At 38.8% G+C, this 23,454-nt stretch carries 21 protein-coding genes; 16 read left to right on the top strand and 5 right to left on the bottom strand.

All coding sequences use genetic code 11. The features are described 5' to 3' along the window. The first annotated feature begins 24 nt into the window (after window positions 1–24). The 4 genes from PYW42_RS00410 to PYW42_RS00425 all read left to right on the top strand — a co-directional run bounded on the left by PYW42_RS00410 (window position 25) and on the right by PYW42_RS00425 (window position 5,235). Entirely contained in the window at window positions 25–264 is a 240-nt protein-coding gene (locus PYW42_RS00410; protein ID WP_002356115.1) for a hypothetical protein, read from the top strand. Further along, window positions 261–3,356, top strand: coding sequence for a glycosyl hydrolase family 28-related protein (locus tag PYW42_RS00415; RefSeq protein WP_060798778.1), 3,096 nt, complete (start codon window positions 261–263; stop codon window positions 3,354–3,356). The genes PYW42_RS00410 and PYW42_RS00415 overlap by 4 nt, the downstream gene beginning before the upstream one ends. A gap of 176 nt (window positions 3,357–3,532) precedes the next feature. Continuing rightward, window positions 3,533–4,294: a formate/nitrite transporter family protein gene (locus PYW42_RS00420; RefSeq protein ID WP_002389593.1), complete on the top strand. Its 762-nt coding sequence runs from the start codon at window positions 3,533–3,535 to the stop codon at window positions 4,292–4,294. 155 nt (window positions 4,295–4,449) lie between these two features. After that, window positions 4,450–5,235, top strand: coding sequence for a hypothetical protein (locus PYW42_RS00425; RefSeq protein ID WP_002389711.1), 786 nt, complete (start codon window positions 4,450–4,452; stop codon window positions 5,233–5,235). Window positions 5,236–5,293: 58 nt separating this feature from the next. Here PYW42_RS00425 and PYW42_RS00430 read toward each other — a convergent pair whose 3' ends face one another. Beyond that, window positions 5,294–5,914, bottom strand: a complete 621-nt coding sequence (locus PYW42_RS00430) for a helix-turn-helix transcriptional regulator (protein ID WP_002383467.1) — start codon at window positions 5,912–5,914, stop codon at window positions 5,294–5,296. Between the two features lie 316 nt (window positions 5,915–6,230). Here PYW42_RS00430 and PYW42_RS00435 point away from each other — a divergent pair, with 316 nt between their 5' ends. Genes PYW42_RS00435 through serS form a run of 4 tightly spaced genes read left to right on the top strand, consistent with a single transcriptional unit; the run spans window position 6,231 to window position 10,225 of the window. After that, on the top strand, window positions 6,231–7,337 hold the full coding sequence (locus tag PYW42_RS00435; RefSeq protein ID WP_002383466.1) for a PTS sugar transporter subunit IIC: 1,107 nt from the start codon (window positions 6,231–6,233) through the stop codon (window positions 7,335–7,337). After that, window positions 7,324–8,019 carry an L-serine ammonia-lyase, iron-sulfur-dependent subunit beta gene (sdaAB, locus tag PYW42_RS00440; RefSeq protein WP_002387470.1) on the top strand — a complete coding sequence of 232 codons (696 nt, stop codon included), beginning with the start codon at window positions 7,324–7,326 and terminating at the stop codon, window positions 8,017–8,019. Before PYW42_RS00435 ends, sdaAB begins: the two co-directional genes overlap by 14 nt. A 14-nt stretch (window positions 8,020–8,033) precedes the next feature. After that, entirely contained in the window at window positions 8,034–8,927 is an 894-nt protein-coding gene (sdaAA, locus tag PYW42_RS00445) for an L-serine ammonia-lyase, iron-sulfur-dependent, subunit alpha (RefSeq protein ID WP_002356122.1), read from the top strand. A 26-nt stretch (window positions 8,928–8,953) separates the two neighbouring features. Next, complete coding sequence (gene serS / locus PYW42_RS00450; protein ID WP_002361511.1) at window positions 8,954–10,225, top strand: serine--tRNA ligase; 1,272 nt, start codon at window positions 8,954–8,956, stop codon at window positions 10,223–10,225. A 36-nt stretch (window positions 10,226–10,261) separates the two neighbouring features. Here the strand turns inward: serS and PYW42_RS00455 are convergent, their stop codons facing one another. Further along, entirely contained in the window at window positions 10,262–11,212 is a 951-nt protein-coding gene (locus PYW42_RS00455; RefSeq protein ID WP_002411444.1) for an alpha/beta hydrolase, read from the bottom strand. Window positions 11,213–11,342: 130 nt separating this feature from the next. After that, complete coding sequence (locus tag PYW42_RS00460; protein ID WP_002356125.1) at window positions 11,343–11,822, bottom strand: arginine repressor; 480 nt, start codon at window positions 11,820–11,822, stop codon at window positions 11,343–11,345. A 218-nt stretch (window positions 11,823–12,040) separates the two neighbouring features. Here PYW42_RS00460 and PYW42_RS00465 point away from each other — a divergent pair, with 218 nt between their 5' ends. From PYW42_RS00465 to PYW42_RS00490, 6 genes are all read left to right on the top strand, one after another. Continuing rightward, window positions 12,041–12,553, top strand: a complete 513-nt coding sequence (locus PYW42_RS00465; protein ID WP_002387472.1) for an arginine repressor — start codon at window positions 12,041–12,043, stop codon at window positions 12,551–12,553. A 296-nt stretch (window positions 12,554–12,849) separates the two neighbouring features. After that, window positions 12,850–14,076: an arginine deiminase gene (gene arcA / locus PYW42_RS00470; RefSeq protein ID WP_002356129.1), complete on the top strand. Its 1,227-nt coding sequence runs from the start codon at window positions 12,850–12,852 to the stop codon at window positions 14,074–14,076. Between the two features lie 25 nt (window positions 14,077–14,101). Beyond that, the gene (argF, locus tag PYW42_RS00475) at window positions 14,102–15,124 is read left to right on the top strand and encodes an ornithine carbamoyltransferase (RefSeq protein ID WP_160816531.1); all 1,023 of its coding nucleotides are present in this window, start codon (window positions 14,102–14,104) and stop codon (window positions 15,122–15,124) included. Window positions 15,125–15,229: 105 nt separating this feature from the next. Beyond that, window positions 15,230–16,162 carry a carbamate kinase gene (gene arcC, locus PYW42_RS00480; protein ID WP_002389539.1) on the top strand — a complete coding sequence of 311 codons (933 nt, stop codon included), beginning with the start codon at window positions 15,230–15,232 and terminating at the stop codon, window positions 16,160–16,162. Window positions 16,163–16,186: 24 nt separating this feature from the next. Next, entirely contained in the window at window positions 16,187–16,879 is a 693-nt protein-coding gene (locus PYW42_RS00485) for a Crp/Fnr family transcriptional regulator (protein ID WP_002356133.1), read from the top strand. A 47-nt stretch (window positions 16,880–16,926) separates the two neighbouring features. Beyond that, window positions 16,927–18,378, top strand: a complete 1,452-nt coding sequence (locus PYW42_RS00490) for a YfcC family protein (protein ID WP_002356134.1) — start codon at window positions 16,927–16,929, stop codon at window positions 18,376–18,378. 90 nt (window positions 18,379–18,468) lie between these two features. Here the strand turns inward: PYW42_RS00490 and PYW42_RS00495 are convergent, their stop codons facing one another. Both PYW42_RS00495 and PYW42_RS00500 read right to left on the bottom strand, forming a co-directional pair. After that, window positions 18,469–19,149, bottom strand: coding sequence for a type 1 glutamine amidotransferase domain-containing protein (locus PYW42_RS00495; protein ID WP_002359260.1), 681 nt, complete (start codon window positions 19,147–19,149; stop codon window positions 18,469–18,471). Continuing rightward, a complete protein-coding gene (locus PYW42_RS00500; protein WP_002356136.1) occupies window positions 19,146–19,481 on the bottom strand; it encodes an ArsR/SmtB family transcription factor in 336 nt (111 codons plus the stop codon). Before PYW42_RS00500 ends, PYW42_RS00495 begins: the two co-directional genes overlap by 4 nt. Before the next feature lie 179 nt (window positions 19,482–19,660). Here PYW42_RS00500 and PYW42_RS00505 point away from each other — a divergent pair, with 179 nt between their 5' ends. Beyond that, a complete protein-coding gene (locus tag PYW42_RS00505; RefSeq protein WP_002389536.1) occupies window positions 19,661–20,677 on the top strand; it encodes an NADP-dependent oxidoreductase in 1,017 nt (338 codons plus the stop codon). Between the two features lie 210 nt (window positions 20,678–20,887). After that, the gene (locus PYW42_RS00510; RefSeq protein ID WP_002387476.1) at window positions 20,888–23,395 is read left to right on the top strand and encodes an EndoS/ChiA family endoglycosidase; all 2,508 of its coding nucleotides are present in this window, start codon (window positions 20,888–20,890) and stop codon (window positions 23,393–23,395) included. Window positions 23,396–23,454: the final 59 nt, after the last annotated feature.

Raw genomic sequence — 23,454 nt, forward strand, 5'->3', positions numbered from 1 at the left:
GCAAGGGAAGGAAGGCGGGATAGAATGAAAAAACGGATGGAACAAATTGAAGAAATCTTAAGTTGTGAAGAAAATAGTGCCGGTGTTCGATTAAAGGAATTGGTTGAGGCCTTAGAATTAGAAGTCACAAATCAAAACTTGTTAAAGGTAACAAGTATCTTACATATGAATCCAAAATTTAAAAAAATTTATGCATACGAAGACAGTCGTGTTATTACGCTGTATCAACTTTTACAAAATAAGCCGTTGGAAGTAACGGAATGAAAAGAGGAAAACACATGAAGAAAACAATACTTATTCTTCTATTTGGTTTATTGACGGTGGTTGGTCTACCAATGGTGACTGAAGCGGCTGAACCAGTTGATGCAACAGATGCAACAATTTTTGGTGCGCAAGCGATGGTACCTAATAGCACAGAGGATCAAACAGAGAAGTTACAGACATTACTGAGTCAGACAGCAAAGGAAGGACGGGCATTATTTTTACCACAGGGAAGTTATGCTTTGTCAAAAGATATTACGATTTCTTCAAATTATCAATTAATTGGCGATACAACAGGAGCCACTATTTTACATAATGCTACAGGTACACCGATTCAACTGAAAGACACTACGTACGGAACGAAAACCAATGTACGACTTCAAAATATTGCTTTTGATGGCATCAATGTGACCTTGAAATTGACGAATCAATTAACGCTAGCAAACAATATCTTCTATAATCCATTAAAAGGATTTGTGGTCAATTTAAATGCAGACATTGGCGTTAAGATTTCAGGCAATATTTTCATGCGAGACACAGCACACATGCAACCCAAGATTGATTTTAACCGAGCGATTTACATTGGTGGTTATTCAACACCAAGTCGCTTCCAGTATATGTCAGATGTAGACATCGTGGACAATCTATTTGGGTTAAAAGTGACAGAATTAGATGCAATTAAAAGTACCAGTCGTTCAGATTTAGCAGCGACTATTACACGTTTGCAAACAGCCATTGAAGCTGGTGCTATTTCAGTACCTAATGAACAAAATTATCTATCCACCGGGGTTAATTCTTTTAATATGCTGAAGGATGTAACTGTTCAACATAATTTTTTCTATTCACCTTATGATAATGAAGACTTGAATGGTCTGGTGGGAGATCATGCAATTTATTTCCGTGGTGCTCAAAACATCACGGTGGTGGGGAATCATTTACGTGGACTACAAAATGGTCCAGCTGGCGGATTTAAATTTAAATCAGGCCGTAATATTACGATTATGAATAATTATTTGCGAAATACAGGTCTCATTATGTATGGAACACCAGAGATTGGTTTGGCAGAAACACAAGCAGAGGGAGCTATTTCAGAATTATCCAACTGGCTAGTGGCTAATAACATTTTTGATTGGAAGTATTGGGACAATCAATATGCAATTGGAATGGAATACAATCGACATACAGGAAATAACAATGTGTTCAATGGCGTATTTATCAACAATCAGTTTGTTAACTACCACAATATTCCGCAAAACCGACGTCGGGAATTGTTAATCGCTAGTGGCGGTGGTTTCCGACCAGAAACGAGTTTTGTGAAAGACAATACTCGAGATGATGGCCTTAAAAACGGCCAATTATTGGTAGAAAATTGGACAGAGGCCGACTATCGCTTAATGCCAGCAACATGGGAATCATTAATTTCACCAACGCTTTATGAGCAATATAAAAATACGCCAATTCCGGTTAGAAATACTTTAGCAACCCCTGTGGCTACAACGATTGTGCAAGGACAATCAATCGATCCGCAGCAACTGGTTGCAAATACAAATGACGCGGATGAAGCAGTCCCAGCCGCTAAAATCGTCAATCCAGAGGTCTTAAATGAAATCGGCCAACAAAAAGTGACTGTTCAATTAACTTATGAAACAGGGTCATTGGTAACAGTGAACGTACCGGTGACGGTAGAGGCCCCTGCAAAAAAGCTTGATTTGTCCCAGCTACAAACCGTTTATGCTTCGATTGGTGAAGCAAACCAATATACAGTTTACTCTTGGCAGCTATTCACTGCCATTGGGCCTAAAACGATTGTTCCTTCCTATTATCAGCAGGCGACACAATTGTTAGCAGAAGGTCAGGTGAGTGGGGACAAAACTCAAGAACAAGTGGATCAGTTAACAAGTAATTTGCAATCTGCAATGAAAGTATTAGTCAAAAAAGCCGATATCACGCTAGAGCGTGCAGAAGCAGAAAATGAACTGGCAAGCGTCCATAAATTAGACGAATCTGTATATACCACAGACTCTTGGCAAGCCATGCAAGAAGCCTTAATAGATACAACAACTGGCGAAGGAAGCTCTAAGCAGTTACAACAACTGCTTGCTTGGTCAGATGAAGAATTATTAGAGCCAATACTTGGTGGCTTTAAAACGCCTGCAGATGCACAAAAGCGTATTAACCAATTAACACAAACCATAAAAACGGCGTTACTTCTGTTAGTTGAAAAATCAACAGAGACAACTAGTAACACAAGCGAAAGCAGCACCTCAAGCACGACAAGTGAAAGCAGTAGTACCAGCGAAAGCAGCACCTCAAGCACGACAAATGAAAGCAGTAGTACCAGCGAAAGCAGCACCTCAAGCACGACAAATGAAAGCAGTAGTACCAGCGAAAGCAGCACGCCAAGCACAACAAGTGAAAGCAGTAGTACCAGCGAAAGCAGCACGCCAAGCACAACAAGTGAAAGCAGTAGTACCAGCGAAAGCAGCACCTCAAGCACGACAAATGAAAGCAGTAGTACCAGCGAAAGCAGCACGCCAAGCACAACAAGTGAAAGCAGTAGTACCAGCGAAAGCAGCACGCCAAGCACGACAAGTGAGAGCAGTAGTACCAGCGAAAGTAGTACCTCAAGTACGACAAGTGAAACAAGCAATACAAATGAAAGCAACACACCAAGTACAACCAGTAAAACCAGTAGTACCAGCGAAAGTAGTGCTTCAAGTACGACCAGCGCAACCAACAGTACAAGTGAGAGTAGCACCCCAAGCACTTTAAACGAAAACAGTCAAAGCAAAGGCCAGAATTCTGTCATTTACGCGGTAGAGTCTAATCAAGATCCTAATGACGCTCAAAGTAATTCAAAGCCCTCTGCCAAGGCTAGTCAAACAAAGGAATCAGTAGCAGAAAACCAAGCAACTAAACAGATACAGACAAATAAAGAATCGTCAGGAACAGTCAAAAAAGCGGATAATACGACTAAAATTGCCAAGAAAAAATTCCCCAAAACAGGGGAACAATCTTCAGCAGTTGGGAGCTTCCTAGGCCTGAGCTTTTTATCGTTAGCCATAGCAACCTATTGTTTTAAAGTGAAAAGATAACTCTTTAAAAACGGATAAGTAAACATCCTGAAACAAGAAATAGGACTTGTTTCAGGATGTTTTCATATAAAATTAAAAGAACTACAGTTTTTAGTGAAAAAATACACAAAAGTACTTGAAATTCTGTGATATAAGGGTAAAGTAAAGGAGGACAAAAAACAAAGGAAGTGAAATGTTTGTATACACCAGATGAAATTTTAAGTATTAGTATTGAAAATGGTCAGAAAAAAATTCAAAAGCCTTTGGTAGCAAAACTCATTTTAGGATTTATCGGCGGTGCCATGATTTCCCTCGGCTATTTGGCTTATGTGCGTGTTTCCGCCTCTATTCCAGCAGATTTAGCCAGTGTTCAAGCTTTAGTGGGAGCTGCGGTTTTCCCAATTGGTCTAATTGTTATTTTAATGGCTGGTGGTGAGTTAATCACAGGAAATATGATGGCAGTGAGTACGGCTTGGTTTGCTAAAAAGGTCTCTTTCAGAGAATTACTCGTGAACTGGGTCACAATTACATTGGCAAATATGGTTGGCGCCTTATTTGTTGCCTATTTTTTTGGTCATTATTTAGGTTTAACCAGTAGCGGCGCCTATTTAAATCAGGTTCTTTCTCTTGCAGAACATAAAGTTGCAGCAACTTGGCTTCAAGCAATTATTTCAGGTATTGGCTGTAACTGGTTCGTAGGTCTGGCCTTATGGCTTTGTTATGGTGCGAAAGATGCGGCGGGGAAACTATTAGGCATCTGGTTTCCAGTAATGATTTTTGTTGCAATTGGCTTTCAGCATAGTGTGGCGAATGCATTCATCATTCCAGCCGCAATTTTTGAAGGCGGCGTTCAGTGGGGAGACTTTTTCCGTAATTTTATTTTTGTTTATTTAGGTAATATCATTGGTGGCGCCATTTTTGTTTCTGGCTTTTACTATTTAAGCTATCGCAAACATTAAATCCATTTAGCAGATAAAAACCTACACAAAGGCTAAATGCCTTTGTGCAGGTTTTTTCTTTTTAAACAAAAAGGAAAACGGTTGAAAAATTATTGCTAGATTTTTAAAACAATGTTACATTAATGTTACAAAAAGATTTCTGGAGGTAACGAAAAATGAAAAAAATTGCTTTGTTCAGTATATTAACGTTCAGTGTATTGTCTTTAAGTCTAGCAGGATGTGGAAACAAAAAAACAGCAAGCACAAATGATTCTAAGCAAAAGCAAGAAACAAAGAAAGCCACGCAGAAATCCTCTAGCCAACAAGAAATGAAAAGTAGTCATTCGTCTGTCGCGGGTCAAAATTCTAATGTGACAGGGGAAAATCCGTCAGAAAATGCCACGCAGACTTCTGCAGGAACTGATGAAACGAATGAAGTCCCTCAAAACCAAGCACCTGATACAAACATTACAATTACCAATGTTGTTTTCAATCCTGAAAGAAATGAAATTAATGGTACTACATTACCTAATGCAACCATTACAGCAACGGTAGTCGGTGATGCTTCTGCACAAGCAGGTGTTTTTTATGCGGATGCCAATGGCAATTTTACAGTAATTAGTCCCAGAGCGGGAGCGACTACTCAATTAATCGCAACCGTTGATCAACGGAATAGTGTACCTGTCCAAATTGATATTCCAAGTTCAGGACAAGAAGCAGCGCTTTCTTTTAGCAATATTACGATTGATCCGAAACAAGGGACAATTTCTGGTAAAACAGCACCGAATGCAACTATTTTAGTGTCACGTGCAGATGATGCGCGGGTGATTTTAGCAAGTTTTACTGCGGATGCCCAAGGGAATTTCACAGCCAGTAATTTAGTTCCCGGCACAAAAAATCGCTTAGACGTTACGTTAAATGGAGAAATAGGGACACCTTACTTGTTTGATTTACCAAATTAAAATAGAAGAGAAGTGATCAAAGCCACCAACGCTAGTTAGCGTTGGTGGCTTTGATGTTTTAAGCTTCTTCTTTTTTATGATTGCGGATATGTAAATAGATGGTATTTTTTGAAATACCTAATCGATCGGCAATCTTTATGACAGAATCTTTGAGATTAAAAATTCCTTGATCATATAAACGAATAACAATTTCTTTATTTTGATTCAAATGTGATACATTTGGATCGCTTTCTACTGCTTGTTTTACTTTTGTCAGTGAAGTAGTGATTAATTCGTCAATATTGTCAGAAAAATGTTCAGAATTTTTAAGCTCTTGGGACATATCATTTTGTTGTCCTGAAGGTAATAAGTCTTGCAAGTAATCAATTAATGGCATTTCTAAATGCATATTGATACAGATCAATCCAATAATACGATCATTTTCACCGATAACTGGAATGGTGGAAGATTTTAAAATAACCCCTTTTTGATTTTTATTGTAGTAGGGTTTCACAGCGTAATCATGTTCCGACTCTACTTGACTTAACATTTTTAACGCCATATCAGTAATGGGGGCACCTTCCTTGCGGTTACTGAAATGGCCATTGATGACTTTGATAGCTGAACTTTCCAAATTTTCTAAACTATGAAGAATGACTTCATGGGTACTACCAAAGAAGTTCCCTAATCCATCAAGCATTAAGGCATGTGAATGTAAGATTTGTTTATCTACTTCACTTAAACGTAAATATGACTCCAAGTGATATCCTCCCCTACACTGAAATTAATTTTAGTGTAATACTTTTTTAATGGAAAAGCAATAAGATTCTTTACGTTAAAAAAATACATTGACTAAACTTTTGTTTAGTCGTATACTCTGAATGTGGAATGAAATTTTTGTTACTCATTGTACTTTAGTTCATCGGAATGCTCGCTCATTCTTTCACTTGTTGAGCAATAAAAATTTTATTCAGGAGTACCATCCGTTATAAAAAAATATAGTTGGAGGCAAAGAAATGAAAACGTTATCAGGAATCTTGATGTTAGTCTTAGTTTTATGTGGCATGTCCCTATTCTCTTTTAAAGCACCGCGAGGGAAAAAATCTTTAAGTGCTTTGTCTGGTGCAGCTTGTGCCACCTTTCTACCAGAGGCATTTTTGCGGTATGCAGTAGGCGGCGTTTTTCATTTAGATTATGTGTCGCAAATTGGTGAAACTATGGGTAGTCTAGGTGGTTTAGCAGCTGGAGCTCTTGTGCCGCTCGCTTTCGGGATTAGTCCAGTTTTTTCAATTATTTTAGGTCTGTCATTGATTAAAGTCAGCTTGTTACCAGCCTTTATTACCGCATATCTTTTATCTTTTGTTGTTGAGCAGATGCAAAAACGTATTCCAGAAGGGATTGACTTATTAGTCGTTATTTTAGTCATTCCAGTCGCTGCTTCGTTAGTTGCTGGTTTTATTCAACCCGTTGTATTAGGTGTCCTAGAAGTTATTGGGGGCACGATTTTAAGTGCAGTAGATGGCAATCCATATGTGATGGGCGCAATTTTAGGTGCTATTATCCCGATTGTTGGTATGACACCGTTAAGTTCAATGGTTTTAACTGCCTTGATTGGTTTGACTGGTGTACCAATGGCTGTCGGTGCGTTGACTTGTTACGGCAGTTCCATTGTCAATGCGGCGCTATTTAAAAAGTTAAAACTAGGCACAGCTTCAACCCCGTTAGCTGTGGCAATTGAGCCATTAACACAAGTCGATATCATCAGCTCCAATCCAATACCTATTTACGCAACGAATTTATTTTCAGGAATGGTTAGTGGTATTGTAGTGACTTTCTTTGGCTTAAAAGTACCTGTGACAGGAATGGCAACACCGTGGGCTGGTTTACTTGTGACATTAGGTAACAATGCCATTCAAACGACTTTACTAGCAGTAGCGATTATCACAGTGGTCAGTCTGATGTTTGGATTTTTAGGTGCGCTGGTCTTTAAACGTTACAGAATTGAAGCGGTGGATAATACACCAGAATTTGAAGGAACGACGGAAGTAACCAGTGAAAAAGAAAAAGAAGCAGTAAAAACCAAAGGAGGAGTTACGTATGAACACAGCTATGGCCATCAATAAACCTAAAAAAGTGAACAAAGTAATGAACTACAAAAGTTGTTTTGACATTATCGGTCCTATTATGATTGGTCCTTCTAGTTCGCATACAGCTGGGGCCTTAGCAATTGGCTTAGCGGCAAGAAAGTTATTCGGCGGAACGCCAGAAAAAATTGTGATTAAATACTATGAATCTTTTGCAGACACGCATAAAGGACATGGAACTGATTTTGCAATTATTGGCGGAATTCTTGGACTAGCAGCAGATGATGCCAACGTAACACAATCCATTGAACTTGCGGAAGAACAAGGAATCGAGATTCAATTTTTAGAAATGAGTGAAGAAAGTCCAGTGAAGCATGCTAATACAGCATGTGTGACACTCAGTGATGCAACGCACGAAATCCATTTAACAGGAATTTCTGTAGGTGGCGGTACTATCGAGGTGAAATACATTGAATTAGACGGTTTCAATGTACAACTACATGGTCCTTTACCTATTTTGTTAGTCATTAATCAAGAAGAGCAGGCGATGCAAGCTTTTAAAGATACGTTACAAAAAAATAATATTCAAGTGAATGCGGTGTCTCGTTATGTGGAAGGGAATCAAATTTTATTCATCTTTGACTTAGATTCGGCACCAATTTCCTCGGTGAAAGAACAACTGTTTTCACTAGATGACACATCGAAAATAATCTTATTATGATAGGAGTTTGACATATGTACCTTTCGATTGAAGAATTTATCGATAAAGCTGAAAAAACAGGAAAAAAAATCTCTGATTTGATGATTGAGCAAGAAATGGAGCGTAGCCAAAAAAGCTATGAAGAAATTTGGACACAGATGGGTCAAAATTTGGATGTTATGGATGCTGCTGTCAAACGCTCGCAAGAAGGAGCAGGCGTTTTTTCTCCTACTGGGTTAACGGGCGGTGATGCGGCTCGTTTAAAAAAATACCGCGCAGCTGGCAAAACGTTATCAGGTGATTTAATGATGTCTGCAGTTCAAGCCGCACTAGGTACGAATGAAGTCAATGCAGCAATGGGCGTTGTTTGCGCAACGCCAACTGCTGGTGCAAGTGGCACCTTACCAGGGGTTTTAACAGCGATTAAAAATACCTTGAATTTAACGCGTGATCAACAAATTCGTTTCTTGTTTACCAGTTCTTTATTTGGGATGGTCACAGCCAACAATGCGATGATTGCTGGTGCTGTTGGTGGATGTCAAGCCGAAGTAGGCAGTGCTTCAGCGATGGCCGCCGCTGCAGCTGTTGAAGCGGCTGGCGGAACACCACGCCAATCTTCTGAAGCTTTTGCTATGGCTTTAGGGAATTTATTAGGTTTAGTTTGTGACCCAGTGGCTGGGTTAGTCGAAATTCCTTGTGTCAAACGAAATACAGTAGGTGCAGGCAATGCGTTAATCGCTGCAGATATGGCTTTAGCTGGAATTGTAAATAAAATACCAGCAGATGAAGTGGTGGAAGCCATGAATAAAGTCGGCCGTCAATTACCACGAGAATTGAGAGAAACGGGTTTAGGTGGCTTAGCTGGCACAGCGACTGGCCAACGAATGAAGAATGAGATTTTTGAAAAAGTAAAATTCACCATTGTTTAAAATTTAATCATGAAGAGGGAAATAAGATGCTGGATATGAAAAAAATTCGCCAAAATGTAGAAGTGGTACAGAAAAAGTTAAAAACACGTGGTGTGGACGAGGAAGTTTTATTACGCTTTTTGGCTTTAGATGAAGAACGGAGAGCGTTACTTGTTAAAGTTGAAGAACTGAAAAAACACCGTAATCAGGTATCAGGAGAAATTGCACAATTAAAGCGTGCACAAAAAGATGCTTCACAACAATTACTAAATATGCAAGAAGTTAGCGAGCAAATTAAAGTTTTAGACCAAGAAGTTGTTCATTTGCAAGAACAATGCACAGCAATTGCAGAACGTCTGCCTAACTTACCTCATGAGAGCGTGCCTGTTGGCGCAGACGAAGCCGCCAACGTAGAAGTTCGGCGGTGGAGTACGCCGAAAACTTTTTCATTTGAACCGAAACCACATTGGGAAATCGGTGAAGCCTTAGGAATTTTAGATTTTGAAAGAGGCGCGAAAGTATCTGGTAGCCGTTTTCTTTATTACAAAGGCTTAGGGGCTCGTTTAGAACGAGCGGTCTATAATTTTATGTTAGATCAACATGTTAATGAACATGGTTATACCGAGGTGATTCCTCCTTATTTGGTCAATAGCAAAGCAATGTTTGGCACTGGTCAGTTTCCTAAGTTCAAAGAAGATGTCTTCCAAGTTGCAGAAAGTGATTTGACGCTGATCCCCACAGCGGAAGTCCCGTTAACTAACTACTATAATAATGAAATTTTAGAGGCGCAAGAGTTACCGATTTATTTCACTGCTTTAAGTCCTTCTTTTCGTTCGGAAGCGGGTAGCGCAGGCCGTGATACCCGAGGATTAATTCGTTTACACCAGTTCCATAAAGTAGAAATGGTTAAATTTAGTGATGCAGAACACTCCTATGAAGAATTAGAAAAAATGACCAACAATGCTGGAGACATTTTAGAAAAATTGGGCCTCCCTTATCGAGTGATTACTCTTTCGACAGGTGACATGGGCTTCTCGGCAGCGAAAACCTATGATTTAGAAGTTTGGATTCCGGCACAGAAAACGTATCGAGAAATTAGTTCTTGTTCAAACTGTGAAGACTTCCAAGCACGTCGGGCGTTGATTCGTTATCGTGATAAAACGGGTCATGTTCAGTATGCCCATACACTTAATGGGTCAGGACTTGCTGTTGGTCGAACAGTGGCTGCTATTTTGGAAAATTATCAAAATGAAGATGGCACCGTAACGATTCCAGAAGTTCTACGTCCTTATATGGGTGGTTTAACGAAAATAGATTAAAAAAGAAGGTTGATGTCACAACATCAACCTTCTTTTTTAATTCGTTAAATCCGTTAACCAATGCCCAATTTCTTGAAAAACTGTAGCTTTTTCCGTTTCTAATAAAATTTCATGACGCAATGTGGGAAATAGTCGTAACGTCACGTGCTGAAAACCTGCATGCTTTAATTGCTTTTGAATTTTCGCTGGCCCCTTGCTGAAATCACCAACTGGGTCTTCAGCGCCACTAATGATTAAAATAGGCAATTCTTTTGGGATCGCTTGGTACCAATTCCTTTGATTGGCTCGTTTAACAAGCGAAAAAAGGGTAGCAAAACCATTATTGGTAAATACGAAGCCCATTAATGGGTCATTTTCATAGTCAGCGACATTGGCTTGATTTTTAGAAAGCCAATTAAAGGAACTTGCTTCAGGAAATTTTTTGCTAAAAGAACCAAATGCCAGCTTATCAATGAACGGAGCTGGTTTTTTCGGCTGTTTCTCGGCCATTTTTTTAATAAAAGGCAATGCTGCGGTTAAAGGTAACGGACTTGTTCCAGTACCCATGAAAATGACTCCTTGCATAGTCACAGGATAGTCTTGCAGATAGTTGCGCAAGGCGAAAGACCCCATGCTGTGACCCATCATAAAATAGGGCAATTGTGGATAGCGATTCACAGCCCATTGTTTCACTTGACGAATATCTGTAACGACATTTTCAGGCCCTTGTTCTCCAAAAAAACCATAGATCGGTGCGCTTGGTTGTACAGATTCGCCATGACCTAGATGATCATGACCAATTACGGCAAACCCTAATTGATTTAAAAAACGAGCAAATTCATCATAACGTTGGATATGCTCTGCCATGCCGTGAATCAATTGAACTACGGCTTTGGGTGAAGGGCAGGGCCAATGACGTACATTGAGCTGAGTTTGTTGATCGTTTGAAGTGAGTATGAATTGTTCAGTCATAAGAAACCCTTTCTTTGCTTTTTGATTATTATACAAAAAAAAGACGGTGTTCAAAAGAAAAACTCATGAGAAAACGCCTCAGCTTTCACTGAGACGCCTTTTTTTATTTATCTTTAATAAAAATAGCAATGATGTCAAAAAATAGTCGATTTTACTAAGTGATGAATTATGGGTGGTACAAATACTGCTGGAAATAGTTGTTAACTTCAAGGGCATCTTCTTTATTTTTTGAAAGAATTAAGATGGTATCATCCCCAGCGATGCAGCCCAAGATATGAGGGTTGTGGATACGTATGCGATCAATTAAAACCCCAATGGCTTGCCCGTTGCCAGGTAAGACGGTTAAAAGATTTGTGAACTCTATTTGTGTTAAAGAAACACCAGTTTCAATAATAATGTCAACAAGACGTTCTTCATCTGTTTTATATTTTGGACGAAGGGCAGAATTATTCAAGATACGATAATAGGCTTCTCCTTGACCATTGTCTACTTTGTTTAAATTCAGCTCACGAATGTCACGAGAAATAGTTGCTTGTGTGGTGTGAATATTTTCTTTTTCCAATAATGCTAGTAATTCACTTTGTGTATGGATTTCATTTTCTGTGACCAATCGCTTAATCATCGTTTGGCGTTTTAATCGGTTCATTACTTTCCTCCAGTTCAGTTAATCATGCAAAAAAACATCATTGCTGTTATTTAAAACGGTGCCAGTAATTCCCTAAAATCACTGTACAACGTTTTACTAAATTGTGCAAGTCTCACTTTTTTAAATGCGAAATATCCGACAAAATCAATGAGAACCTTTTAGCTAAACGACCCTTTTTCTATTCTAATTAGAGAGATTCTGCTAGTATTGCTTTGTAAATGTCTGGAGGAAGGGTGTTATTTGTGAATAAGCAAACACGCCAAAGTTTGATTAAAGAAATCATTCAAACAACTGTAATTCATAGTCAAAATGAGTTGTTAAGAGAATTAAAAAAGCGCGAGATAAATGTCGCACAAGCAACGATTTCACGGGATTTATGGGAATTAAAAGTCGTCAAAGCATTAGATGAGTCTGGCGAGATGCGGTTAACGATTTTTGAACAATTCACTTCTTTAGAAGAACGAAAAAAAGAACAGTTGATACAAGCAATTCGTGAGGTAGTGACCAAAGTTGAACGTGTCGCCTTTTTACTAGTGGTTCATACATTACCAGACAACGCAACATTGTTTTCAGCTGTACTTGATGAAGTGTCTTTGTGTGAAAAGAAATGTTCTGTCGCTGGCTTCGACACTGTTATTATTGTTTCATCATCCGAGGAAAAAGCACAAGAACTAGAGCAGTATTTTCAACAATTTATTCAGCCAACACCTTTGTCAAAAAGTAACGCATAAAAGTAAGGGAGCCAGAAGTCGTTTTGACTTCTGGCTCCCTTACTTTTACCTCTATAAGATTATAACTTTATGAAATGCATGGAGAAATAATTTTTTTTGAATAAATGCATTTTTTTTTATTTAATTATGCATTATTTTTTTAGAATATCTATGAAAGCGCATTCTTTTGGGTTGAAAATATGCATAAGAAAGAATACCGTTGTATATTTGTTATTTTGTTTGGCAAATGGCTCACGTCCTAGGTTAATCAGGTCTGTTATTCTGTGTTTGTAATTAAGTTGAGGAGGTTATTTCACATGAGTCATCCAATTAATGTATTTTCTGAAATCGGGAAATTGAAAACAGTGATGTTACATCGTCCAGGTAAGGAATTAGAAAATTTAATGCCAGATTATCTGGAGAGACTGTTGTTTGATGATATTCCGTTTTTAGAAAAAGCACAAGCAGAACATGATGCATTTGCAGAGTTGTTACGATCAAAAGATATCGAAGTGGTCTATTTAGAGGACTTAGCTGCTGAAGCGTTGATTAATGAAGAGGTCCGCCGACAATTTATTGACCAATTCTTAGAAGAAGCCAATATTCGCAGCGAATCAGCAAAAGAAAAAGTTAGAGAGTTAATGTTAGAAATTGACGACAACGAAGAACTGATTCAAAAAGCGATTGCTGGCATTCAAAAACAAGAATTACCTAAATATGAGCAAGAATTTTTAACAGATATGGTTGAAGCGGATTATCCATTCATTATTGATCCAATGCCTAACTTATACTTCACGCGTGATAACTTTGCGACAATGGGGCACGGGATTTCTTTAAATCATATGTATTCAGTAACTCGACAACGGGAAACCATTTTTGGGCAATACATTTTTGATTATCATCCTCGTTTTGCTGGAAAAGAGGTTCCTAGAGTCTATGATCGTTCAGAATCAACCAGAATTGAAGGTGGCGATGAATTAATTCTTTCAAAAGAAGTAGTGGCCATTGGGATTTCTCAAAGAACGGATGCCGCGTCAATTGAAAAAATTGCGAGAAATATTTTTGAACAAAAATTAGGGTTTAAAAATATCTTGGCTTTTGATATCGGTGAACACCGTAAATTCATGCATTTAGATACCGTTTTTACCATGATTGACTATGATAAATTTACGATTCATCCAGAAATCGAAGGCGGCTTGGTTGTTTACTCGATCACTGAAAAAGCAGATGGAGACATCCAAATTACAAAAGAAAAAGATACATTAGATAACATTTTATGCAAATACTTGCATTTAGACAATGTTCAATTAATCCGTTGCGGCGCTGGAAATTTAACAGCAGCAGCCCGTGAACAATGGAACGACGGTTCAAATACATTAGCAATTGCCCCTGGGGAAGTTGTTGTTTACGATCGGAATACGATTACGAATAAAGCGCTAGAAGAAGCAGGCGTGAAATTGAATTACATTCCAGGAAGTGAACTAGTACGTGGCCGTGGTGGCCCTCGTTGTATGAGTATGCCACTTTACCGTGAAGATCTTTAAAAAACACCCAAAAATAGGAGGAATCATCATGAATTCAGTATTTCAAGGACGTAGTTTATTAGCAGAAAAAGATTTTACAAGAGCAGAATTAGAGTATTTGGTAGACTTCAGTATTCACTTAAAAGAATTGAAGAAAAAAGGGATTCCACATCACTATTTAGAAGGAAAAAATATCGCTCTTTTATTTGAAAAAACTTCGACACGGACACGCTCTGCATTCACGTCAGCAGCGATTGATTTAGGGGCACATCCTGAGTATTTAGGCGCCAACGATATTCAATTAGGTAAAAAAGAATCTGTTGAAGATACAGCGATTGTTTTAGGTAGTATGTTTGACGGGATTGAGTTCCGTGGGTTTAGTCAAGAAGTAGTGGAAGATTTAGCGAAATATTCTGGTGTTCCTGTTTGGAATGGTTTAACGGATCAATGGCATCCAACACAAATGATTGCGGACTTTATGACAGTGAAAGAAAACTTTGGTCGTTTAGAAGGAATCACTTTAGTATATGTCGGCGATGGCCGTAACAACATGGCAAACAGCTTGTTAGTGACAGGTGCTATTTTAGGCGTAAATGTTCGCATTTGTGCACCAAAAGAATTGTTCCCTTCTGATGAAGTCGTTAATTACGCAAAAGAATTTGCGAAAGAATCTGGTGCAGAATTAATGATTACAGACGACGTTGCTAAAGGTGTTAAAGGAGCCAACGTGTTATATACAGACGTTTGGGTGTCCATGGGTGAAGAAGATAAATTTGAAGAACGTGTCAATCTGTTGAAACCTTATCAAATTAATATGGCTATGTTAGAAAAAACCGAAAACATGGATGGCGATTTAATCGTATTACACTGTTTGCCAGCCTTTCATGATACGAAAACACAATACGGAGAAATGGTTGCTGAAAAATTCGGCATTACTGAAATGGAAATCACGGATGAAGTCTTCCGCAGTAAATATGGTCGTCAATTTGAAGAAGCAGAAAACAGAATGCATTCTATTAAAGCGATCATGGCAGCTACTTTAGGCAACTTATTCATTCCTCGTGTGTAGGAAGCAACTGAAAAAACATTGAAAAAAGAATAGTCGTTTCGCCCTTTAAGAGATTCTTTTGAAGGGCGGCCTATTCTTTATTATGATAGGAAAGAAGGATTTGTAATGGGGAAAAAAATGGTCGTTGCACTAGGCGGAAATGCCATCCTTTCAAATGATGCTAGCGCACAAGCACAACAGCAAGCATTAGTTCAAACATCTGCCTATTTAGTTCATTTAATTAAACAAGGGCATCGGTTGATTGTTTCACATGGCAATGGTCCACAAGTCGGAAATCTATTATTGCAACAACAAGCAGCTGATTCTGAAAAAAATCCAGCGATGCCGCTAGATACGTGTGTTGCTATGACACAAGGAAGTATCGGCTACTGGTTGTCCAATGCGCTTAATCAAGAATTAAACAAAGCAGGAATCAAGAAACAAGTGGCTACTGTTTTAACACAGGTGGTCGTAGATCCAGCAGATGAGGCATTCAAAAATCCAACAAAACCGATCGGTCCATTTTTAAAAGAAGCTGAAGCCAAAGAAGCAATGCAAGCAGGTGCTATTTTTAAAGAAGATGCAGGACGTGGCTGGCGCAAAGTCGTTCCAAGTCCTAAGCCAATTGACATCCACGAGGCTGAGACTATTAATACCTTAATAAAAAATGATATAATTACCATTTCATGTGGTGGTGGTGGCATCCCTGTCGTAGGACAAGAATTAAAAGGTGTCGAAGCAGTAATCGATAAAGATTTTGCTTCTGAAAAACTAGCAGAATTAGTGGATGCGGATGCACTAGTTATTTTAACTGGCGTGGATTATGTGTGCATTAATTATGGCAAACCAGATGAAAAACAATTAACCAATGTCACTGTAGCAGAGTTGGAAGAATACAAACAAGCGGGTCATTTTGCACCAGGTAGTATGTTACCGAAAATTGAAGCCGCCATTCAGTTTGTAGAAAGCCAACCCAATAAACAAGCAATTATCACTTCTTTGGAAAACTTAGGAAGTATGAGCGGCGATGAAATCGTAGGAACGGTTGTGACAAAATAAAGTATAGTATTTAGGAGAATTAAGATGATGATAGAGAAAATAATCACTAAAAATAATCAAGATTTTCAATACTTTTCTGAATCAGAACTAACAGAATTGCGTAACGAGAGTTTCGTTCGCTCCTATAAAAAAGGCCAAGTCCTTTTTTATCCAGGTGATCCGAGAAATCATTTAATTTTATTGGTTTCAGGTGTCATTAAAATTGAAAAAAATGATCGCAGTGGTAATTTTTCCTATCTGCATTTTATGAAAAAGCAGGCTCTTTTTCCGAGAATCGGACTGTTTCAAGATGAGGTTCATTACGACTCCGCGATTGCCTATACGGATATTGAGGTTGTGTTTGTGCCAGTTAAACTGTTTGAGCGTTTTCTCCAAAATAATCCCCAGCAATTGATTCATTGGATTCAAGAACAATCGGTCCTTTTAAAAGAAAGTATGATCAAAATCCAAAAAGGAACAACCAATGATGCATGTGAACGGATTGTGACATCACTGGCGATGTTATTAAATGATTTAGGAGAACGAATTGACAACAGAGAACGCGTTGCAATTACTTGTCCAATTACCATTAATGACATTGCACGAATGAGTGGAACTACGCGGGAAACAGCAAGCAGTGTTATGAAAAAATTAGTCCAAATGAACCGTATTAGCTACAGTCATAAATTCTTAACTTTTCTAGATACGCCATTCTTTATTGATCGATTGAGTAATTAATCATAGAGAAGGGAGATACAGGAAAGTAGGTTCCTGTATAAAAGGATATGGCAGAAAAAAAGAAGAAAAACAAAAAACAGCTTTCGTCTTTTAGTATTTTATTTATTATTTTAATTGTTTTAGGTATCGTAACGGTCTTGCTAAATGGCCAGCCATTTACCCCAAGAGAAATTGATGGCAAAATGGTTGACCACGTGGTAGGGGCCAAATTATCGGATATTATCATGGCTCCATTCAATGGGTTTAAAGATGCCATTGAAATTAATATTTTTATTTTAGTACTCGGTGGCTTTTTAAATATTGTGACACAAACTGGGGCTCTTGAAGCAGGGATTCAATCAGTCGTTAAAAAGTTAAAAGGGAACGAATTGAAAATCATTCCGATTTTAATGATTTTATTTTCTATTGGTGGTTCGACTTATGGAATGGCAGAAGAAACAATTCCTTTTTATGGTTTATTGAGTGCCACCATGGTCGCCGCTGGTTTTGATACGTTTGTCGCAGTGGGTACTGTGCTATTGGGTGCAGGATCAGGTGTTATCGGTTCAACGGTTAACCCTTTCTCCACAGGGGTAGCGATGGATGCGTTGCGAGGTATTGGCATTCAGCCGAATACAGGAATTATTTTAATTGTCGGTGCTATTTTGTGGGCGGCCTCTACTAGCTATTCTATTTTCATTGTGATGCGTTATGCGAAAAAAGTGAAGGCTGACAAAGGTTCAACAATTTTATCTTTACAAGAACAAGAGGATATGGAAAAAACGTATGGACAAGCAGCGTCGAAAGAAATGCCATTTACGAATCGTCATAAAAAAATCTTAATGGTATTCGCTTTCTGTTTTGTCATTATGATTGTTTCCTTAATTCCATGGAACGACTTTGGAGTGACGATTTTCAAAGGCTGGACGTCTGTTTTAACAGGCAACAGTTTCGGTGACTGGTACTTTGGCGATTTAGCGATGTGGTTCTTCCTTTTAGGTATCATTGCTGCCTTGATTGGTCGCTTTACTGAAAAAGAAACCATTGAAGCATTTATCGACGGTGCCAAAGATATGTTATCCGTTGTTTTAATTATCGTAGTTGCTCGCGGGGCATCTGTTTTGATGTCTAAAACGTATTTAGATTCATTTATCCTTGATAAAGCGGCAGGCTTATTACAAGGACTCTCCCCAGTCTTATTTGTCATCGGTGCCTTTGTTTTATACTTAGGTTTATCTTTCCTAATTCCTTCAACTTCTGGTTTAGCGTACGTTTCTATTCCTGTAATGGGTGCGTTAGCTAAAAACATTGGTTTAAGTCCAGAAGTGATGGTTATGATTTTTGCTTCAGGTTGTGGCTTGATTAATTTGATCACGCCAACATCTGGTGTCGTAATGGGTGGTTTGGAAATTTCCAAAGTTCAATATGCCACTTGGACAAAATTCATGGCCAAACCAATGATTGTCTTAGGCTTAATTAACCTAATTATCTTAATTGGCGCGATGTTACTCTTTAGCTAATCAAAAATTTTTTATGTTAGGGCTTCGGCTTTCGGAAAAAAGAAGAAGCAATGAAACAACAGCGACTACCTAAAAGTAGTCGCTGTTGTTTCATTTTGATAGTTGTTGAATTAACAATCTTGCGACAGCGCGGACAGAAAAAGGATTTTGCCCAGTGATTATACGGCCATCTTGATACGCAAATTCTTTATAGGGACGCTTTTTCGCAAAAGTAGCACCATGTTCTTTGGCAATTGTTTCGTTTAAGAAAGGAACAACTGCTTTTTTCATGGCTAAAATTTCTTCTGCAGTAGTGAAGCCAGTAATGGTTTTATCTGCAATCAAATAATTTCCTGACGCATCTTTGACATTTAAAAGACCAGCAATTCCGTGACAAACAGAAGTTAGGTATTTGCCCTGTTCGTAAAGGCTACGAGTGATTGCTTGCAACTGAGGATTATCAGGAAAGTCCCACATAACGCCATGGCCTCCTGTAAAGTAAATTGCTGCGTATTCATCTGGCTCAATTTCTTCAAGAGAGAGGGAATGCGCTAACGCTCGTTCTTGAAAATCAGCACTTTCATAAACTGCCATAATGGATGAATCTACATATTTCATACTCCGGGGATCCAAAGGGACATAGCCTCCTTGGGGACTAACATAGTCAACTGAAAATCCTGCTTTGGTTACTTCTTCCACGAACTCCGTGGCTTCACCTAGCCAGAGGCCCGTTGGTTCTTCGGTGCCGTGATAACGGGAAACGTTTGTGAGGACCACGAGAATTTTTTTCATGCTTGCTTCCTCCCTGGCATAATCGACGTAATGTGGGTCAATAGTTGTTGGAGTTGCTCAATTTTGGTGGTATCGTGAGAAAGTGAGTAATAATTTTTAGTTCCTTCACTGCGACAATCAATTAATTTGGCTTGTTTCAAAATTTTTAAGTGGTGAGAAACAGCGGGACGTGAGAGTTGTGTCGCCTCTGTTAACTCAGTGACACGACGGCCAACACAGGCCTGGTCTTCTAACAGTGCAATAATAATTGCTTGGCGTTTTTCATCACCCAATGCGATTAAAAAATCACTAAGCGCAGTAAATTCTGTTTGAATTTCTTCTAATTCTTTCATATTTTTTCGCCTCTTTGGTTCGTATTTTTAAACGATTAAACCATTTTTCGTGTTTTTTGTCAATAAAATACGCTGAGGGCTGAAACTTGACGTGGATCCCATTTTTCGTTAAGATACTAATTGATTAAAGGTTTAAACTTTTAAACCAATAAAAGGGATAGAAAGAGAGGAAAGATTCAATGATGAAAGCCGCTTTAATTCATAAATACGGACAAAAAGAATTATCAATCGAGGAGGTGCCCTTACCCACCATTCATGACAATGATGTTTTGGTCAAAATTATCGCTGCCAGTATCAACCCGATTGATTTAAAAACAAAAGATGGCAAAGTAAAGATGCTTTTAAATTATCAAATGCCACTGATTTTAGGCAGTGATTTTGCTGGGATTGTTGTTTCTGTTGGAAAAAATGTTCAAAATTTTAGGATGGGCGATGCAGTTTACGGACGAGTACCCAAAAATCGCGTGGGAACTTTTGCTGAATATATTGCAGTGGATCAAGCGGCTGTAGCTATGAAGCCGAAAAATTTAACGTTTGAAGAAGCTGCGGCCATTCCGTTAGTCGGTTTGACAAGTTATCAAGCGCTACATGATATTATGAATGTACAGCCAGGCCAGAAAGTCCTGATTCAAGCAGGTTCAGGAGGGATTGGAACCATTGCGATTCAATTAGCAAAACTAGCGGGCGCTTACGTTGCCACCACAACGAGTAGTAAAAATAAAGAATGGGTTCAAGCGTTGGGAGCAGATGAAGTGATTGACTATCGGACACAAAATTTTGAAGAAGTTTTATCCGACTACGATTATGTGTTTGATACAATGGGGGGGACAATCTTAGAAAAAGCTTTTTCAGTGGTTAAACCTCAGGGAAAAGTTGTTACATTGTCAGGCATTCCCAACGAACGTTTTGCTAAAGAGTATGGCTTGCCGCTTTGGAAACAATGGGCCTTTAAAATAGCTACTCGCAAGATTCATCGATTGGAGCAAGCCACAGATGTTAGTTATCATTTTTTGTTTATGCGTCCAGATGGCGAGCAATTAGCTTTACTCACTGAGTTTATTGAACAGGGAAAATTACAGCCGATAATTGACCGAGTCGTTCCTTTTAGCCAAATTCAAGAAGCGGTGGACTATTCACTGACAGGACGAGCGCAAGGGAAAATTGTTGTGAAAATCGCCGATGTTGATCACGACTAAGTAAAGGAGACTTGCAAGAAAAACAGGCCTATTTTTCTTGCAAGTCTCAAAGTTTACCATTTAAACGCCGTCTAACAAAAGTGATTTTAGGCGGGAAAAGATTTTTATAGAAAATCCTCATTTTTCCAGTTTCTATTTTGCAAATTCGTTATTTTTTGTTATTCTATTGATGGTTGTGTATGCGCTTTCTTTTTAGGTGGATACACAAAAATGAACGGAGTGCAGAAAGGAATGGTGTTCAAAGTGGGGAACAATTTATCGACAAGAAAAGGAGAAAACAGAGAAACAATTGTCAGTTGGCTGGGTCTTTCGTTATTGGTTGGCTTGGCGTTTATCTTATTTAGTCTGTTTCATCAACCAATGATCAGCCAAGCCAATGAGCCGACCCAAGAGAAACATTTTATGGTTTATTATCGGGCTTGGCGTGACAAAACGATGCAAGGAGTTAATACAACATTGCCAGATGAAAATTGGCTAACGATGCACGATATTCCTTATGGTATTGACATTGTGAATGTCTTTAGTTATGTGCCAAAAGGACAAGAAGCACTTGCACAGCCATTTTATGATACGTTAAAAAATGAGTATGCGCCAGCACTGCATGCACGAGGTGTTCGTTTAGTTCGTGGGATTGATTACAGCGAGCTATTAAAAGTTCCTTACGCAGGAACAACGCCTACAGAAGCAGAATTTGATGCTTATGCGAAAGAGTTGTTAACCAAATTTGTCGATGATTTAGGAATTGATGGGTTAGATATTGACATGGAAACTCGTCCAAGTGAAAAAGATATTGTTCTATCTAATGGTGTCATTCGTGCATTATCAAAATACATTGGACCGAAGTCGGGAACGGATCGTCCATTTTTGTATGATACCAATGCAGAATATTTACCACCTTTACAAGATGTCAGTGACTGTTTCGATTTTCTCGCGTATCAACAGTATGGCAGCGATGACCAACGCACGCAACGAGCATTAAATAATTTAAGTCCGGTTCTCAATGGGGAACGATTTGTTCCAGGATTAACTTTCCCAGAAGAGCAAGATCGCAACCGCTGGTATGACACAAAAGAGCCGTATATGGAAAGTAACATGTATAAAGTAGCTCGTTATTCTTATGAAAATAATTTAGGGGGCATGTTCCTCTATGCCTTAGATCGCGATGGTCGCACCTATAATGAAGACGATTTAAATCAGATAAAACCTTCTAATTTACTTTGGACAAAAACGGCCATTGCAGAGAGTAAAGGCGTTTCTCTTGCAGAGATGAAAGCGGCTGCGCAACACTATTTAAAACGAATTAGCTACGCCAACACAGACCTTGAAGCACAAAATAAAGCCGCAGAAGCAGTGACACAAGCAACAACGCTTTATGATGTGAATAAAGCTATTTTAGGTGGCGATTATGGCCAAGGGATTTCAAATACCTATGATGCTGAATTAGAAAAAGGCCTGTTAGCCATTGACTTAACCACTTTATATCGTGCGTTGGATCAAGCAGTTACAGCCATTGAAAAGGCAGAAAGCTATACACCAGAAACGATTCAAGCACTACAAACAACAAAAGAGACAGTCGCAACAGAACTTGCGGGAAAAACGTATACAGCCGCGCAAGTGACTACTTGGCAAACGGAGGTCCAAACAGCTTTGGATAATTTAAAAGAGAAACAAACACAACCTTTAAAAAGTGTCTTCTCCATTGATGCGGGAAGAAAATATTTTTCCGTGGAGCAACTGGAAGAATTAGTGGCCAAAGCCAGTCAAAATGGGTACACAGATGTCCAATTAATTTTAGGAAATGATGGCTTACGGTTTATCTTGGATGATATGTCGGTCAATGTGAATGGTAAAAAATACAACCACAACCGGGTTTCAAAAGCAATCCAACGAGGCAACAACGCGTATTACAATGATCCTAATGGCAACGCGTTAACACAAAAAGAAATGGATCGGTTGTTGGCTTTTGCGAAAGCGCGCAACATCAACATCATTCCCGTGATTAACAGTCCAGGACATATGGATGCCTTGTTAGTGGCCATGGAAAAACTAGCGATTAAAAATCCCGCTTTTGATGGCTCAAAACGAACAGTAGATTTAGGGAACCAAAAGGCAGTGAATTTCACAAAGGCGATTATCAGTAAGTACGTGGCTTATTTTTCCGCGCATAGTGAAATTTTCAATTTTGGTGGCGATGAGTATGCAAATGATGTCGACACAGGCGGTTGGGCGAAACTGCAATCTTCTGGGCGCTACAAGGATTTTGTCGCTTATGCGAATGATTTAGCTAAAATAATTAAAGATGCGGGCATGCAGCCAATGAGCTTCAATGATGGCATTTATTACAACAGCGACGATTCTTTCGGTACATTTGACCCAGAGATTATTATTTCTTATTGGACAGCCGGTTGGAGTGGGTATGACGTAGCCAAACCTGAGTACTTTGTTCAAAAAGGACACAAAATTTTTAATACCAATGATGCGTGGTATTGGGTAGCTGGCAATGTTGATTCTGGCATTTATCAATATGATGATGCTTTAGCAAATATGTCGAAAAAAGCATTTACAGATGTGCCAGCAGGTAGCCCAAATCTTCCAATTATTGGAAGTATTCAATGTGTTTGGTATGATGACCCTCGTCGTGACTATGATTTTGAACGAATTTATACGCTAATGGATACGTTCTCGGAAAATTATCGTGAGTATATGGTGGTTAAATAAAACTAGTTAAAGCTAACGAGTTATCTATAAAGACTGGCACGAATCAAGCTTGATTCGTG

The organism is Enterococcus faecalis, assembly GCF_029024925.1.
Classification (GTDB): Bacteria; Bacillota; Bacilli; order Lactobacillales; family Enterococcaceae; genus Enterococcus; species Enterococcus faecalis.

What these genes read in the sequence shown, in the direction of transcription:
- PYW42_RS00425 (WP_002389711.1), top strand. Translation starts at nt 4,450, where the DNA reads ATGAAAAAAATTGCTTTGTTCAGTATATTAACGTTCAGTGTATTGTCT.
- PYW42_RS00415 (WP_060798778.1), top strand. Translation starts at nt 261, where the DNA reads ATGAAAAGAGGAAAACACATGAAGAAAACAATACTTATTCTTCTATTT.
- PYW42_RS00465 (WP_002387472.1), top strand. Translation starts at nt 12,041, where the DNA reads ATGTCTGGAGGAAGGGTGTTATTTGTGAATAAGCAAACACGCCAAAGT.
- PYW42_RS00435 (WP_002383466.1), top strand. Translation starts at nt 6,231, where the DNA reads ATGAAAACGTTATCAGGAATCTTGATGTTAGTCTTAGTTTTATGTGGC.
- PYW42_RS00505 (WP_002389536.1), top strand. Translation starts at nt 19,661, where the DNA reads ATGATGAAAGCCGCTTTAATTCATAAATACGGACAAAAAGAATTATCA.
- PYW42_RS00410 (WP_002356115.1), top strand. Translation starts at nt 25, where the DNA reads ATGAAAAAACGGATGGAACAAATTGAAGAAATCTTAAGTTGTGAAGAA.
- sdaAA (WP_002356122.1), top strand. Translation starts at nt 8,034, where the DNA reads ATGTACCTTTCGATTGAAGAATTTATCGATAAAGCTGAAAAAACAGGA.
- sdaAB (WP_002387470.1), top strand. Translation starts at nt 7,324, where the DNA reads ATGGCCATCAATAAACCTAAAAAAGTGAACAAAGTAATGAACTACAAA.
- PYW42_RS00485 (WP_002356133.1), top strand. Translation starts at nt 16,187, where the DNA reads ATGATGATAGAGAAAATAATCACTAAAAATAATCAAGATTTTCAATAC.
- PYW42_RS00490 (WP_002356134.1), top strand. Translation starts at nt 16,927, where the DNA reads ATGGCAGAAAAAAAGAAGAAAAACAAAAAACAGCTTTCGTCTTTTAGT.
- PYW42_RS00495 (WP_002359260.1), bottom strand. Translation starts at nt 19,149, where the DNA reads ATGAAAAAAATTCTCGTGGTCCTCACAAACGTTTCCCGTTATCACGGC.
- arcA (WP_002356129.1), top strand. Translation starts at nt 12,850, where the DNA reads ATGAGTCATCCAATTAATGTATTTTCTGAAATCGGGAAATTGAAAACA.
- PYW42_RS00500 (WP_002356136.1), bottom strand. Translation starts at nt 19,481, where the DNA reads ATGAAAGAATTAGAAGAAATTCAAACAGAATTTACTGCGCTTAGTGAT.
- PYW42_RS00460 (WP_002356125.1), bottom strand. Translation starts at nt 11,822, where the DNA reads ATGAACCGATTAAAACGCCAAACGATGATTAAGCGATTGGTCACAGAA.
- PYW42_RS00430 (WP_002383467.1), bottom strand. Translation starts at nt 5,914, where the DNA reads ATGCTTGATGGATTAGGGAACTTCTTTGGTAGTACCCATGAAGTCATT.
- arcC (WP_002389539.1), top strand. Translation starts at nt 15,230, where the DNA reads ATGGGGAAAAAAATGGTCGTTGCACTAGGCGGAAATGCCATCCTTTCA.
- serS (WP_002361511.1), top strand. Translation starts at nt 8,954, where the DNA reads ATGCTGGATATGAAAAAAATTCGCCAAAATGTAGAAGTGGTACAGAAA.
- PYW42_RS00510 (WP_002387476.1), top strand. Translation starts at nt 20,888, where the DNA reads ATGAACGGAGTGCAGAAAGGAATGGTGTTCAAAGTGGGGAACAATTTA.